This window comes from Agrobacterium radiobacter (genome assembly GCF_040801995.1).
Classification (GTDB): Bacteria; Pseudomonadota; Alphaproteobacteria; order Rhizobiales; family Rhizobiaceae; genus Agrobacterium; species Agrobacterium radiobacter.
The window spans coordinates 344,505-358,620 of the sequence record NZ_JBEGHX010000002.1; the positions used below are offsets into that span (position 1 = coordinate 344,505).

Sequence of the window (14,116 nt, forward strand, 5' to 3'; positions counted from 1 at the left end):
CATGAGGGCATCGTCATGCAGACACGCGTGGCACGTCTATACGGCCAGAAGGACATTCGCGTCGAAACGCAGGACCTCGTCGAGCCGGGTCCCGGCGAAGTGCTGCTCACTATGGCGGCGGGCGGCATCTGTGGCTCCGATCTCCATTATTACCAGGATGGCGGCTTCGGCCCGGTCCGGGTGCGTGAACCGATCATCTGCGGGCATGAGGCATCCGGCCATGTACGGGCGCTGGGGGAAGGCGTCAACGGGCTCGCCATCGGCCAGCTCGTCGCCGTCAATCCCTCGCAACCCTGCGGCCATTGCCATTTCTGCCAGAAGGGCCAGCCGATCCACTGCCTTGAGATGCGCTTCATGGGCAGCGCCATGCGCCTGCCGCACGAACACGGCATGTTCCGCGACCGGCTCGTGGTTCCGGCAAAACAATGTACAACATTTTCAGACGCCACCTCGCCCGCCGAAGCTGCCTGCACCGAACCGCTCGCCGTCTGCCTGCATGCCGCAGCGCAGGCCGGCGATCTCGCTGGCGCGAAGGTGCTGGTGACGGGGGCCGGGCCGATCGGGCTCTTGACCATCGCCGCGGCCCGCCATGGGGGTGCAAGCATCATCGTTGCGACCGATCTGACCGATGCGGCGCTGGAACGTGCGCCAGCCATGGGTGCGGATCGCACGATCAATGTCGCGAAGGATGCCGAGGCGCTTTTACCCTATCAGGACAACAAGGGTTATTTCGACGTTATTTTCGATTGCTCCGCCGCTGGCCCCGCGCTCCGCAGCGCCTTCGCCTGCGTGCGTCCGCGCGGCACCATCGTGCAGGTGGGCGTGACCGGCGATATTACCATTCCGCTCAATGCGCTGGTGGGCAAGGAAATCCTATGGCGCGGCTCGCAACGCTTCCACGATGAATTCGCCATCGCCGCGGGGCTCATCTCCACCCGCAAGATCGATGTGCGGCCAATCATTTCCCACAGTTTCCCCCTTGGCGAGGCGAAAGCCGCATTCGAACAGGCCGGAGACCGATCCGCGGCCTGCAAGGTGCAACTGACATTTTCCGCAGAATAATGTTTGAGGACTTAAGATGAGACATACATGGCGCTGGTTCGGCCCGGTCGACAAGGTCACGGTTCAGGATGCGGCTCAGGCGGGGGCGGAAGGCATTGTCAGCGCGCTGCATCACATCGCCACCGGTGACGTCTGGCCGGTCGACGAGATCGCCAAACGGCATGAGGCCATCAAGGCCGGCGGTCTTTATTGGGACGTGGTGGAAAGCGTGCCGGTTTCCGAGGATATCAAGACCCAGACCGGCGATTGGAAAACCCATATATCCAACTGGCAGGAGACGCTGCGCCGCCTTTCCGCCTCCGGCATCCGCGCCGTCTGCTACAATTTCATGCCCGTGCTGGACTGGACCCGCACCGACCTGCGCTGGGAAACCAAACACGGCGCGAAGGCGATGCGCTTCGATCTTACCGATTTCGCCGCCTTCGATATTCACATCCTGAAGCGCCCCGACGCAAAGGCCGATTATCCGGACTGGCTGGTAGAAGAAGCGACAAAACGCTTCACTGAGATGCCGGATACAAAAATCGCAGCGCTCGGGCGCAATATCGGCGCGGGTCTGCCGGGCTCGGCGGATGGTTATACGCTCGCCCAGCTTCTGGAAAAGCTGCGCTCCTATCACGGCATCAACCGCGAAAGGTTGCAGCAAAATCTGGTCGACTTTCTCTCCGAGGTGACGCCGGTTGCCGAAGAAGTCGGCATCAACATCTGCGCCCATGGCGATGATCCGCCGTGGCCGCTGCTCGGCCTGCCGCGTATCCTCTCCACCGAGGCCGACTATGCCCATATGCTCTCAAAGGTCGATAGCCGCGCCAATGGCGTGACGCTCTGCACCGGCTCTCTCGGCGCGCGGGCGGATAACGACCTGCCCTTCATCGCCAGCCGTTTTGCTGACCGCATCCATTTCGTGCATCTGCGCAACGTGACGCGCGACACCGACACCGTGCCCTGCTCCTTCTTCGAAGACGAACATCTGGAAGGCGGAACCGACATGGTCGCCGTCATCGCCGCACTCGTCACCGAAGAGGCGCGCCGCCGGGCGGAGGGCCGTGAAGACCACACCATTCCAATGCGCCCCGATCACGGCCAGGAAATTCTCGACGATCTGACGCGCGGCGCGCAACCCGGTTATCCCGCCATTGGCCGGCTAAAGGGGCTTGCGGAACTGCGCGGCATCGAGCGCACGCTGTCGCACAGCCGCTTCGGTCTTGCGAACGGCAAAGGCTGAACAGGAGAATTGACCGCGGACGGTTCCGTCAGCCTGCGGTCAACCGAGCCCGGAAAAAGAGATAGGAGAAGGTTGCAAGTCCTCCGGCAACCACTCCAGCGGCTTTCACGGCGCCGTCCGTCATCTGCGGATGGCGTGTCGGGGACAGGAATTGCAGCGCCTCGATCCCGAAAGCCGCGACAATGCCCGCCATAATGATTGCCAGCCAATAACGCGGATAGGCCAGCACGAAGGCGGCAGAGCAGAAGGCGAAGGCGGCAGCGCGGTCTATACCAACAGTTGTCAGCGTGTGCGGCCGAAATCCGATCGGGCAGATTGTAACGATCACGATCAGCAGAAGAACCGACCAGGCGACATATTTCGGAAGTCTATTTGTCATCATGGCGTCACAATAAAGCGCTGTGCGCGTAAACGGAAGCGGGTCTTTTTCGCGCCTCGCCCAATTAATCACACTTTTCGGTCAGATAGTTGAAAAACCGGCTTTCGCTCAAGCCCCACACGGGCTAAGGCAGAAGGCAACCGGGCGAGGATCGCGGCTGATGGCGTTTGCGCTGTCGCTTTTCGGTCTGGCGTTACGGTGTCGGGTGGATTTTCCACACAGGATCAGATTTTCAGGGAAGAGCACAATGAGTTTCAAGCCGCACGGCAAACATCTGGTTGCAGGAGAATGGGTCGCAACGGAAGCAAAATTCCGCAGCGAGCCTGCACATGGCGAAGCTTTCGATTTTTCGGTCGGCACCGTCGATCTGGTGAATGCGGCCTGTGAAGCTGCCGAAGAAGCCTTCTGGAGCTACGGTTACACCACCCGCGAAGAGCGCGCCGCATTCCTCGACACCATCGCCGATGAGATCGAAGCCCGCGCCGACGCCATCACCGAAATCGGCTCGTCCGAAACCGGCCTGCCCGCAGGACGCCTGCAGGGCGAACGCGGCCGCACCGTTGGCCAGCTCCGTCTCTTCGCTTCGCATATCCGCAAGGGCGACTATCTCGACCGTCGCCATGACGAAGCGCTGCCGGATCGCCAGCCGCTGCCGCGCCCGGATATCCGTCTGATGCAGCGTCCGATCGGCCCCGTTGCGGTCTTCGGCGCCTCCAACTTCCCGCTCGCTTTCTCCACGGCCGGCGGTGACACCGCAGCGGCTCTGGCGGCCGGCTGCCCAGTGGTTGTCAAGGGTCACTCCGCCCATCCCGGCACCGGCGAAATCGTTGCCGAAGCCGTTCTCGCCGCCGTCAAGAAGCATAATCTGCATCCCGGCGTCTTCTCGCTGATCCAGGGCGGCCGCCGCGATGTCGGTTCCGCGCTCGTGCAGCATCCGCGCATCAAGGCGGTCGGTTTCACCGGTTCGCTCGCCGGCGGCCGCGCGCTCTTCGACCTCTGCGCCCAGCGCCCCGAGCCGATCCCCTTCTTCGGCGAACTCGGTTCGGTCAACCCGATGTTCCTGCTGCCGGAAGCCGTTTCTGCTCGCGGTGAAGCCATTGCCAAGGGCTGGGCGGGTTCGCTCACCATGGGTGCCGGCCAGTTCTGCACCAATCCGGGCATTGCCGTCGTTCTTGCCTCGCAGGCAGACACGGTCGCGGAAACCGCGCGTACTGCTCTTTCCGAAGTCGGCCCGCAGGTCATGCTGACCGATGGCATCGCTTCGGCCTATCGTGATGGCCGCGACCGCATCGCTGCCGGCAACGGCGTGCGCGACGTGCTGACCACCTCCTGCAACCTGCGCAATGCAACACCTTATCTCTACCGTGTTGCCGGCAAGGACTGGGTTGCCAACCATGCACTCTCAGAAGAAGTCTTCGGACCGCTCGGCCTGATCGTCACGGTCGAAAGCGCAGAAGAAATGATCGAAGTCGCCAAGAGCTTCGAAGGCCAGCTGACGGCAACCCTGCATCTCGATGCCGGCGATGCCGAACTCGGCCGCAAGCTGCTGCCGATCCTGGAACGCAAGGCGGGCCGCGTTCTCGCCAACGGCTTCCCGACCGGCGTTGAAGTCTCCGAAGCCATGGTTCACGGCGGCCCCTACCCGGCCTCCACGAACTTCGGCGCAACTTCGGTCGGCACCATGTCGATCCGCCGCTTCATGCGCCCGGTCTCTTATCAGAACATTCCTTTGGATGTTCTGCCGGAAGACATTCGCTAATCACTGAAAAGGCAGGCGCGGCAATGCGCCTGCCTTCAGCGCCGGAACCTCCGCTTCCGTCATCCTCGGGTCAAGCCCGAGGACGACGTCGCGTTTGCGGCCTGACACGGAAGCTTCAACGCTTCACCGATACACACTTTCCAGATTTTCAGCAGTACGACGTCCACGTCGGTTGACATGGACCCTGCGCATAATGCTAATACGTCTATCGTAACGTAATAACATTACACTCATTCTCAAAGACCCGCTATCGGTTCGAACCCGTATGAGGATGACAACGTCTGGAAGGAACACCATGAGATTTTCCCTTCATCACCATTTCGGTATGAACGCACTCGCCACATGCCTTGCGCTTGCCACGCCGCTCGTTCCAGGCATGGCGCTGGCAGAAGAAAGCAGTGACAGCATCAAGGAATGGCGGCTATTCGTTGCCGATCACAGCCAGCCGGTGGTGCGCGCAATAGATTTCGAAACCGGCAAGGAGCTCGGGCGCTACGATCTGAAGGGCTATGCGGCGCTGACCGCCAGCGCCTCCGGCAAGACGGTTTTTGCGACACAGTCGGATGCCGACATGGTGCATGTGATCAAGACCGGCATCGTTTTCTCCGATCACGGAGAGCATCGCGATCTGGATGTGGAGGATACCGCGCTTTTACCCGTCACCTTCGAAGGCAAGCGCCCTTTTCACGTCGTGCCGCATGACGACCATGCGATCCTTTTTTATGACCGTGGCGGCAAGGCAGACATCATCGACGAGGCGGCCCTGCTGGATGGCAAGGCCAAGGTCCGCACCGTCGACACGACAGCGCCGCATCATGGCGTGGCGGTGACGCTGGGGCGCTTCGTTCTGGTTTCCGTGCCGAATACCGAGATCGAAACGAAACCCGATACACTGCCGCCGCGCATCGGACTGCGCGTTCTCGACAGGGAGGGCAAGCAGGTTGGCGAGCAGGCGGCATGCACCGATCTGCATGGCGAGGCGACGTCCGCACGGCTTGTCGCCTTCGGCTGCAAGGAAGGCATTCTCGTTGCCCGCCCGGGCGGCGCCGATGGTCCGAAGCTTGAAATGCTGACCTATCCCGAGGATTTCCCGAAAGCCTATACCGGCACACTGCTTGGCGGCAAATCCATGCAGTTCTTCCTCGGCAATTACGGTGAGGACAAGGTCGTCCTGATCGATCCTGATAGCAAGGACGCCTTCCGTCTGGTGGAGCTGCCGACCCGGCGCGTGGATTTCATCCTCGATCCCGCCAATCCGCGCAACGCCTATATTCTGACGGAAGACGGTGACCTGCATGTGCTTGATGTGCTGGAAGGCGCGATTACCCGCAAGGCAAAGGTCACCGAGCCCTACAGCAAGGACGGCCATTGGCGTGATCCGCGCCCGCGTCTGGCCGTTGCCGATGGGCAGGTCGCGATCTCCGATCCGCGCCATTCACTCATCCGCGTGGTAGATGGGGAAAGCCTGAAGGAAACCCGCACGGTCACAGTGGAAGGCCAGCCTTATTCCATCGTCGCCGTCGGCGGCTCCGGCGCTTCGCATTGATACCAAAGCAAAGAAACCCCGTGCGCCCGACAGACGCACGGGGTTTTCTAATTTTGAAGAGACGTATCCTCAGGCAGACTGCACAGCCTGTATCTTCTCGATACCGCCGACGATGCCGGCGAAATCCTGCCAGACGCCCTGAGCACCCTTGCGCCATTCATCCAGCGCTTCCGGCTGTAGCACCTTGCCGCCCTTGGAGAGTGCAAGCTCGACGGACTTCGTCTCGTCTTCAACGATCAGCTGGTTGAAATATTGCGCGCCTTCGCTGGAGGCTTCCGAAAGTACCTTCTTTTCCTCATCATCCAGCTGGTTCCAGAAGGTCGCGCCATAATAGACGACGCCCGAGGCCCAGATATGGCCGGTCTCGGTCATATAAGGCACGACCTCGTAAAGCTTGAAGCCGGCATAGGCGGATTTGGTGAGGTCCATGGCGTCAGCCACGCCGGTCGCCAACGCATTATAGGTTTCGGTGATTGGAATGCCGACCGGCGTGGTGCCAAAGGCGCTCCAGAGCTTGGTGTGCAGCGGGCTCTGGATGACGCGGATCTTCTTGCCTTCCAGCTGCTCCGGCCGGGTCACCGGCTCCTTGGTCAGCAGATGGCGTGCGCCGTAATTGATGAAATCGGCGGCGACGAATTGTTGCGCGGCGAGTTTCGTCTTCAGCCCGTTGCCCGTTTCGCCCGTCACCACCTTACGCACATGGTCAGCATCGCGGAACAGGAAGGGCAGATCGAGGATCTGTAGTTCCGGCACCCAGCCGGAAAGCGAGGAAACCGTGGAGAGGCTCGCCTGAACCGATCCGAGACGGATATTCTCCGCCACTTCCTTTTCGCCGCCCAGCGCGCCGCTCTTGACGATGTTGAAGCGGAAACGGCCGGGCAGTTTCGCCTCCACCAGCTCGCTGATCTTCACCCAGATCTTCGTTTCCGGCTTGTCGTCGGCAAAAAGCGACGCGACGGTCAGGCTGCGGGTTCTTGCATGTGCGGTGCGAATGAAGGCCGGTGCGGCGAGCGTTGCCGCGCCAAAGGCGGAGAGTTTGAGGAGATTGCGGCGATCGATAATAGTCATGAATAAAACCCCGGATTTAGAAGAAAATGGCCCAGACGCACAGAATGGCAAGGGAAACGAGAAGAGAGGCGAGATAGGGAACGACGGCCCGGAACAGTGCTGTCGCCGGAATGCGGGTGACACCACTGACCACAAAGATGAGCATGCCGAGTGGCGGCGTCAGGCCGTGGATCATGAGATTGACCACCAGGATGACACCGAAATGGATCGGATCGATGCCGGCAGCCACGGCGGCGGGCAGCAGGATCGGACCGAACAGCAGAATGGCCGCGCCGATATCCAGCACCAGACCAACCACGAGCAGGATGAGATTGGAGAGCAGAAGCACCGCGATCTTGCTGCCGCCAAGTAACGTCACGAAGTCAGTGACAAGGCCGGAGACATTATCGACCGCGAGCAGGAAGGCGAAAGGTCCGGCCGTGCCGATCAGAAGACCGATGGCCGCTGCCTCACCGGCGGATTGGCGGAAAGTCGCGAAAATGCGGCCCGCACCCAGCCGGTAACCGAAGCCGAGAAGCAGCGTGTAAAGCGCCGCAAGTGCTGCGGCCTCCGTGGTGGTGACGATGCCGATGCGGATGCCGACCACCACGATGACGCCAAGACCGAAGGCCGGTATGGCGGCGATGGCCGAGCGCCATCGCTCCGTTCCCGTGGCGCGCGGCAAAGTATCGACGCTGCGCACGCTGAAATGGATCGCTACCGCTAGGCAAACCGCCATCAGCCCGCCGGCAAAGAAGCCGCCAACCAGCAGCGAGCCGACCGAAAGGTTGGTGGCCGTTGCGAGGATAAGAAACGCGATGCTGGGCGGAATGACGTTGTCCAGCACCGAGGTGGCGGCGATGATCGCGCCGGCCTGCGCCGGCGGATAACCGTGCTTCACCAGTTCCGGCTGGAAGGTGGAGGCACCGAAGGCGGCATTGGCGACAGAAGAACCGGATGCGCCGGAAAACAGCACGCTGGTCAGAAGCGTCGTCTGCGCCAGCCCAGCCCGCCGGTGGCCGACCATGGAAGCGGCGAAACGAACCAGCTGGTTGGCCACACCCGATTCCGTCAGCAGGCTTCCGGCGAGCAGGAAGAAGGGGATGGCGAGCAGCAGGAATTTCGACATGCCTGTTACGGTCGAGGACACGATGGCCGGCTCCGGCAAGGTGCTGCCGAAGGCGATCGCCACGTAAGCCGCGGCGAGGAAAGCATGGGCGAGCGGTGCCGCCAGCACCAGCCCCAGCGCCGCCGTCAGCGCCAGAAACAGGCTTGGTGGCAGGGTCGTATCGACAAAAACTTCCGGCAGGCCGACATAGGCCACGACTGCGATGGCGAGCGACGCGAGAACGGCAAGCGCCTTGCCTTCACTGACACGCTGTAGCGCCAGATAGAGAAGGATCAGCGCGCCACCTGCGCCCAGAAAGCCGAAACGCACCCATTCCGGCAGACCGAGTGTCGGCGAGGTGCCGCCCAGCATCGCCGCGATCTCAACCCCGCCGAAAGCGAGGATGAGCGCTGCGACGAAGGAGAAGGCATCCGCCAGAACTTCGGTTGCGGCATGAAAACGCTCAGGCAAAAACCGCACGAAAACATCGAGGCGCATGGCAAGCGCACTTTTGAGACTGAGCGGCGCGCCGACCGCGATCATCGCAACATGCAGCCAGATGCCGAGGTCTTCCGCACCGATGAAGCCGGTGTGAAACAGATAACGCAGGGTGACATTGACCAGCACCACCACGAGAAGCGTGGCAAGGATGGTGGCGGCGACCGCACCGAGCGCCTTGTCCAGAACGGCGAGCACACGCTCGGCCACGCGTTGCGGGCCGATGCGCCTTTGTGCTGATATCGTTGCCGGACTTGCCGTCATGTCTTTCTTCTCCACTCCCAAAGCCATGCTCAGGAGGCCTTTGCCGAGAGGTCGCGGTCGAACAAAGTCGACCAGGTGAATTGTTTCGCCGACGAGACTTCACGCGACACGTCAATACGCGGCAGGACCTTTTCGCCGAAGCGAAAAGCTTCTTCCAGCAATGGCATGCCGGAAAGGATAAAGGTATTCACGCCCGCCTTCTTATAGGCCTCCAACGTGCGGATGACAGTATCCGGCGAACCGACAATCGCCGTTCCCGGCCCGGGCCGAACAAGACCGATGCCGGCCCAGAGGTTGGGCGCGATTTCAAGATCGCGCAGGTTCTCAGGCTTCTGCCCGCCATGCATTGCCGTCATGCGCTGCTGGCCGACGGAATCCGTCTTGCCGACGAAACGCTGGTTTGCAGCAATCGCGTTCGCATCCATACGGCCATAGAGATCGGCGGCGGCGGCCCAGGCCTCTTCATCCGTATCACGCACGATGACATAAAGGCGGATGCCGTATTCCAGCTCGCGGCCGAGCTTTTCCGCGCGCGCCTTGACCAGATCGACCTTAGCACCAATCTGGTCCGGCGTTTCACCCCATGAGAGATAGGTCTCGACATGTTTGGCGGCAACGTCGATCGCCTTATCCGACGAACCGCCGAACCAGAGCGGCGGCGGCTCTATGCCCTGCCCCACTGGCAGAGCGAGCTTTGCGCCCTCCGTCTGGAAATATTGGCCCTTGAAATCGACCGTCTCACCGGCGAAAAGCCGGTGCCATATCTGCAGATATTCATCCGCCATCTCGTAACGCTCGTCATGCGGCATGGTCATGCCATAGGCGCCGAGCATCTTCGCATCGCCCGAAACGACATTGATCAGCAGGCGTCCGCGCGAAAACTCCTGGAGCGTCGCCGCCATCTTGCCAAGCAGCGTCGGCGCGATCAGGCCCGGATGAATGGCGACCAGCAGTTTCAGCCGCTCGGTATGGGAGAGCAGCGCACCCGCCAGCACCCAGACGTCATGCGCGCCGGTGGCAAAAAGGGCGCCGGTGTAACCAAGCTGGTCGTAAGCAAGCGCCAGCTGCTTGTAATAACCGAGATCGACCTTGCGGGACCCTTCCGGCTGCCAGGGATAAGCGCCATCGGGCGCGCACATGTACCAGAAAATATTCATCTGTCGCCTCCCGCGCTGGCTGATTGACCCGTCAGAACCGGTAAAGAGAAATGACCGTGCCTGTAAAGCGTATCGGCCTCCTCCTGCTGTTCGGCAAGGATATTTTCGGCGGCGGGCACTACCGAAAGATCGCGCGAGCGCAGCACCTTTGCCCATGACTGCGCGTCACCCTCGCTGCCCGGCTCGGCGGCGAGAAGAGCCGCGGCCCCGTCGATATCCGCCATCACGGCCCGACCGACACGGTCGAGTTCCGCCGCAAGCGCCTGCCTTGTCTCCGGTGTTATGTCGTGGCGCGCAAGCGTCCAGAACAGCGAACGGTTGGGAATGGTGGAGCCGCAGCGGACCAGAAGACTGATCCCGTCATGCGCAAGAGCTTTTTCGAGCCGTGGCGACATCGTCACCCAGGCATCGACGCGGCCTTCGACTAGATCGTGCAGGCTGTCGCTGTCGCCGCTTTCGATGCGCGTCACATCCGCAAGACCAAGCCCGGCCCCTTCCAGACTGCGCGCCAGAAGATAGGTATGAAAAGAGCCATCGATCAGCGATATGCGCTTTCCCGAGAGATCGGCGGCGGAACGGATCGGGCTGTCGCGCCGCACGAGGATCGCGCCATTTGCGGGTCTCGGGGCCGAGGCAGCGATATAGGCTGCGGAGAGCCCGCGCGCATCCGCCTCGATGGGCGGCGTCGAGCCCGTACCGCCGAAATGGATGTCGCCCTTTTCCAGAAGCGCCGCCGTATCGCGCCCTTCGCGATAAGGCACGAATTCCGGATCGAATTCTTCAAAGGCGCCGGGCCAGAGCCGGGCGAGCCGCAAATGCAGATTGTTGGGATGGACCCCGATTTTCATGTCGACACCTCATTTCGCAATCAATCTACTTTTTTATAGAGTGTTTTCGAGGAACGTTTTGGCGATCCTCCGCCGGAAAGCGAAAGAGAAATCTACTAATCCTGTAGATTTTAAAAAATGCTTGATCTGACCAAAGTGAGCTTCATCAAGCCATTGAAATTTATCGCAATACAATTTACTTTTTTATAGTTTGAAAAATGGGCCTGTAGTCGTGACGAAACCGGTTTCCAATCTCATCTGCCGCAGCGTGGTGGAGGCGAGTGAGCTTTTGAAGCTTGTCGCCAATGCCAATCGCCTGGCCATCGTCTGTTATCTCATGGAAACGGAAGCCTCCGTTTCCGCACTGGAATACGAACTCGGCATCCAGCAGCCAACGCTTTCCCAGCAGCTTGCCGAATTGCGTGACGCCGGTGTCATCGAAGGCTCGCGGGAAGGCAAACAGGTGATCTATCGCGTCACCGATCCGCGCATCGTCCAGCTGGTTCTGACATTACGCGGTCTTTATACTGACCTATCCGACGTGACCGGCAAGAAAGGCAGGCGGGCTTTGCCATTAGATGAGGCGATGTTCGATTAGTATGATCGACCTTTACACCTGGATCACTCCCAACGGCCTGAAAATCTCGATTGCGCTGGAAGAACTCGGCCTGCCCTATGTCAGCCACGCCATCGACATCGAAAAAGGCGAGCAATTCTCAGCCGATTATAGCCGCATCAATCCCGGCTCGAAAATCCCGGCGATCATTGATCGCGACAATGGCACCATCCTGACGGAATCGAACGCGATCCTGATCTATCTCGCCGAAAAGGCCGGGCGGCTTCTACCCGCCTCCACTGCTGCGCGACTGACCGTCACCGAATGGCTGATGTGGCAGGCCGCCAATTTTGGCCCCACACTCGGTTATGCCCATTATTTCCTGACCTACAATACCGGACGGGCACCCTTTGCCGAGACGCGTTTCGCCTCGGATGTGAAGCGGCTATACAGGACATTAAACGACCGGTTGACAGGCCGGGAATTCATCGCCGGAGATTTCTCCCTAGCCGATATCGCCATATGGCCATGGGTCTCACGTTTCGCGCGTCACAAAATCGACCTCGACGACTATCCGGCGGTACAGCGCTGGTATCGCCAGCTCGGACAACGCGAAACCTTCCAGCGCGGTTACCGCGTGCCTTTCGCGACTTCCGACGTACCGGGTCTTTAACCTGCTTCAGCAGGCGACAAGGTGGCCGGGCGAGACCTCGCGATACTCACGCGGTTTCACCACGTAATCGACCGCGCGGATCGGGCTTTTCAGCTCGTCATTCGCGGCATTTCGCCGGGTATTTCTGCGGTCCGGGTCCGGCACCGGCACGGCAGCCATCAGCTTGCGGGTATAGTCATGCTGCGGATTATCGAACACCGCCGCGCGCGGGCCGATCTCGACGATTTCGCCGAGATACATCACCGCGACACGGTGACTGACGCGTTCCACCACCGCCATGTCATGGCTGATGAACAGGAAGGCAAGATCGAGGCTCTGCTGCAAATCCAGCATCAGGTTGATGACCTGCGCCTTGATCGAAACATCAAGCGCCGAAACGCTCTCATCGGCGACAATCACCTTCGGCTGGAGCGCTAGCGCGCGGGCGATGCAGATACGTTGCCGCTGACCGCCCGAGAATTCGTGGGGGTAACGCACCGCCATATCGGGCGAGAGACCAACCTTTTTGAGCATATCGGCCACCACATCCTTCGCCTCACGGGCGCTTCCCATGCGGTGTTCCAGAAAGGGTTCGGCAATCGCCGCACCCACGGTCATGCGCGGATTGAGCGAGGCATATGGGTCCTGAAAGATCATCTGCACCGTCTTGCGCATCTCGCGCATGCCTGATTTGTCGAGAGCGAGAATATTCTCGCCATTGACCACCACCGAACCGGCAGTCGGCTCGATCAACCGCATGATGGCTCGTCCCGTCGTCGATTTGCCGCAACCACTTTCGCCGACCAATGACAATGTTTCGCCGGCCCGCAGATCAAAGGACACGTTTTCCACCGCATGCACGCGACCGCTGAGCCGGCCTAACAAACCGGAGTGAATATCGAAGTGTTTGGTCAGCCCCTCCACCTTGAGCACTGGCTGGGCGCTAGCGTCGACGGTATCGCCCGGGCGCGCCGGCTGCTGCGTTTCGCCTGTGGTGGTGTTGACGATGGGAAACCGGAGCGGTCTTTCCTCACCCGTCATGGAACCCAGAACCGGAACGGCGGACAAAAGCGCGCGGGTATAGGGATGTTTGCCGCGATGGAAGATATCGGCCGTCGCGCCGACTTCCACCTGCTCGCCGCGATACATGACGACGGTGCGGTCGGCGATCTCAGCCACCACACCCATATCATGGGTGATGAACAGAACCGACGTGCCTTCCTCTTCCTGAAGCGTCTTGATGAGGTCCAGTATCTGGCCCTGAATGGTCACATCGAGCGCAGTCGTCGGCTCGTCGGCGATCAGGAGTTTCGGCCGGGACGCAAGCGCCATGGCGATCATCACGCGCTGGCGCATGCCGCCGGAAAAGCGATGCGGATATTCATCGAAACGCGATGCGGCTGAGGGAATGCGGACCTTTTCGAGAAGGCGGATCGTCTCAGTCCGCGCATCCGCCCTGGACATCGGCTGATGGCACAACAAGGCTTCGGAAATCTGGTCACCGATGGTGAATAGCGGATTGAGGCTGGTCATCGGCTCCTGGAAGATCATCGCCACCTCGTTGCCCCGCACCTGCCGCATGGCATCTTCGGAAAGCGACAGCAGGTTGCGTCCGCCAAGCAGGATTTCGCCCTGAACCCTGCTGCTTTCACGATCCAGTAACCGCATGATGGAGAGCGAGGTGACGCTTTTGCCCGAGCCACTTTCACCGACGATCGCGACCGTCTCGCCCGGCCCGACATCGAAGGAAATATCACGAACCACGGGTTTCCAGCCGCCATCCACGTGAAAAGACGTGGTGAGATTGCGGACGGAAAGCACCGGCTCATTGGCACCAAAGGGTGCTGCCTGCGGCATGGTCATGATCGTTCCCTTCTATTTATTCTGGTTGCAATGCTTGGGCGGGCAGTTGCCGCGAGTTTCTTCTCCCCAAGGGGGAGAAGGTGGCCCGAAGGGTCGGATGAGGGGGCAACGTTGCCGTATCTCACGACCCTTGCCCCCTCATCCCACTGCCGCGACCTTCTCCCCCTCAGGGA

At 60.8% G+C, this 14,116-nt stretch carries 12 protein-coding genes; 6 read left to right on the forward strand and 6 right to left on the reverse strand.

Translation table 11 applies throughout. The features are described 5' to 3' along the window. Positions 1-15: 15 nt before the first annotated feature. On the forward strand, positions 16-1,062 hold the full coding sequence (locus MRBLRC7O_RS15580; RefSeq protein WP_060726878.1) for an L-idonate 5-dehydrogenase: 1,047 nt from the start codon (positions 16-18) through the stop codon (positions 1,060-1,062). Between the two features lie 16 nt (positions 1,063-1,078). Beyond that, entirely contained in the window at positions 1,079-2,287 is a 1,209-nt protein-coding gene (gene uxuA / locus MRBLRC7O_RS15585) for a mannonate dehydratase (protein ID WP_367727484.1), read from the forward strand. Between the two features lie 28 nt (positions 2,288-2,315). Here uxuA and MRBLRC7O_RS15590 read toward each other — a convergent pair whose 3' ends face one another. Next, positions 2,316-2,669, reverse strand: a complete 354-nt coding sequence (locus MRBLRC7O_RS15590; protein WP_060726880.1) for a hypothetical protein — start codon at positions 2,667-2,669, stop codon at positions 2,316-2,318. Between the two features lie 244 nt (positions 2,670-2,913). Between MRBLRC7O_RS15590 and MRBLRC7O_RS15595 the strand changes: the two genes are divergently transcribed. Next, positions 2,914-4,425 (forward strand): aldehyde dehydrogenase (NADP(+)), encoded by a 1,512-nt coding sequence (locus MRBLRC7O_RS15595; protein ID WP_060726881.1) that lies wholly within the window; start codon positions 2,914-2,916, stop codon positions 4,423-4,425. 295 nt (positions 4,426-4,720) lie between these two features. Further along, positions 4,721-5,971, forward strand: coding sequence for a zinc metallochaperone AztD (aztD, locus tag MRBLRC7O_RS15600; protein WP_020808506.1), 1,251 nt, complete (start codon positions 4,721-4,723; stop codon positions 5,969-5,971). Positions 5,972-6,040: 69 nt separating this feature from the next. On the opposite strand, the gene MRBLRC7O_RS15605 is transcribed toward aztD, so the two are convergent. From MRBLRC7O_RS15605 to MRBLRC7O_RS15620, 4 genes are read right to left on the reverse strand one after another with little or no spacing between them, the layout of a single operon-like run. Further along, positions 6,041-7,039 carry a TRAP transporter substrate-binding protein gene (locus MRBLRC7O_RS15605; protein WP_003506474.1) on the reverse strand — a complete coding sequence of 333 codons (999 nt, stop codon included), beginning with the start codon at positions 7,037-7,039 and terminating at the stop codon, positions 6,041-6,043. Positions 7,040-7,055: 16 nt separating this feature from the next. After that, a complete protein-coding gene (locus MRBLRC7O_RS15610; protein ID WP_020808505.1) occupies positions 7,056-8,888 on the reverse strand; it encodes a TRAP transporter large permease in 1,833 nt (610 codons plus the stop codon). A 29-nt stretch (positions 8,889-8,917) separates the two neighbouring features. After that, positions 8,918-10,045, reverse strand: a complete 1,128-nt coding sequence (locus tag MRBLRC7O_RS15615; protein WP_020808504.1) for an LLM class flavin-dependent oxidoreductase — start codon at positions 10,043-10,045, stop codon at positions 8,918-8,920. Continuing rightward, positions 10,042-10,893, reverse strand: a complete 852-nt coding sequence (locus tag MRBLRC7O_RS15620) for an ABC transporter substrate-binding protein (RefSeq protein ID WP_020808503.1) — start codon at positions 10,891-10,893, stop codon at positions 10,042-10,044. The genes MRBLRC7O_RS15615 and MRBLRC7O_RS15620 overlap by 4 nt, the downstream gene beginning before the upstream one ends. A 211-nt stretch (positions 10,894-11,104) precedes the next feature. Here MRBLRC7O_RS15620 and MRBLRC7O_RS15625 point away from each other — a divergent pair, with 211 nt between their 5' ends. Next, the gene (locus MRBLRC7O_RS15625; protein WP_003500789.1) at positions 11,105-11,470 is read left to right on the forward strand and encodes an ArsR/SmtB family transcription factor; all 366 of its coding nucleotides are present in this window, start codon (positions 11,105-11,107) and stop codon (positions 11,468-11,470) included. 1 nt (position 11,471) lies between these two features. Further along, the gene (locus MRBLRC7O_RS15630) at positions 11,472-12,101 is read left to right on the forward strand and encodes a glutathione S-transferase family protein (protein WP_003506467.1); all 630 of its coding nucleotides are present in this window, start codon (positions 11,472-11,474) and stop codon (positions 12,099-12,101) included. Between the two features lie 6 nt (positions 12,102-12,107). Here the strand turns inward: MRBLRC7O_RS15630 and MRBLRC7O_RS15635 are convergent, their stop codons facing one another. Then, entirely contained in the window at positions 12,108-13,943 is a 1,836-nt protein-coding gene (locus MRBLRC7O_RS15635; protein WP_020808501.1) for an ABC transporter ATP-binding protein, read from the reverse strand. Positions 13,944-14,116 lie beyond the last annotated feature (173 nt).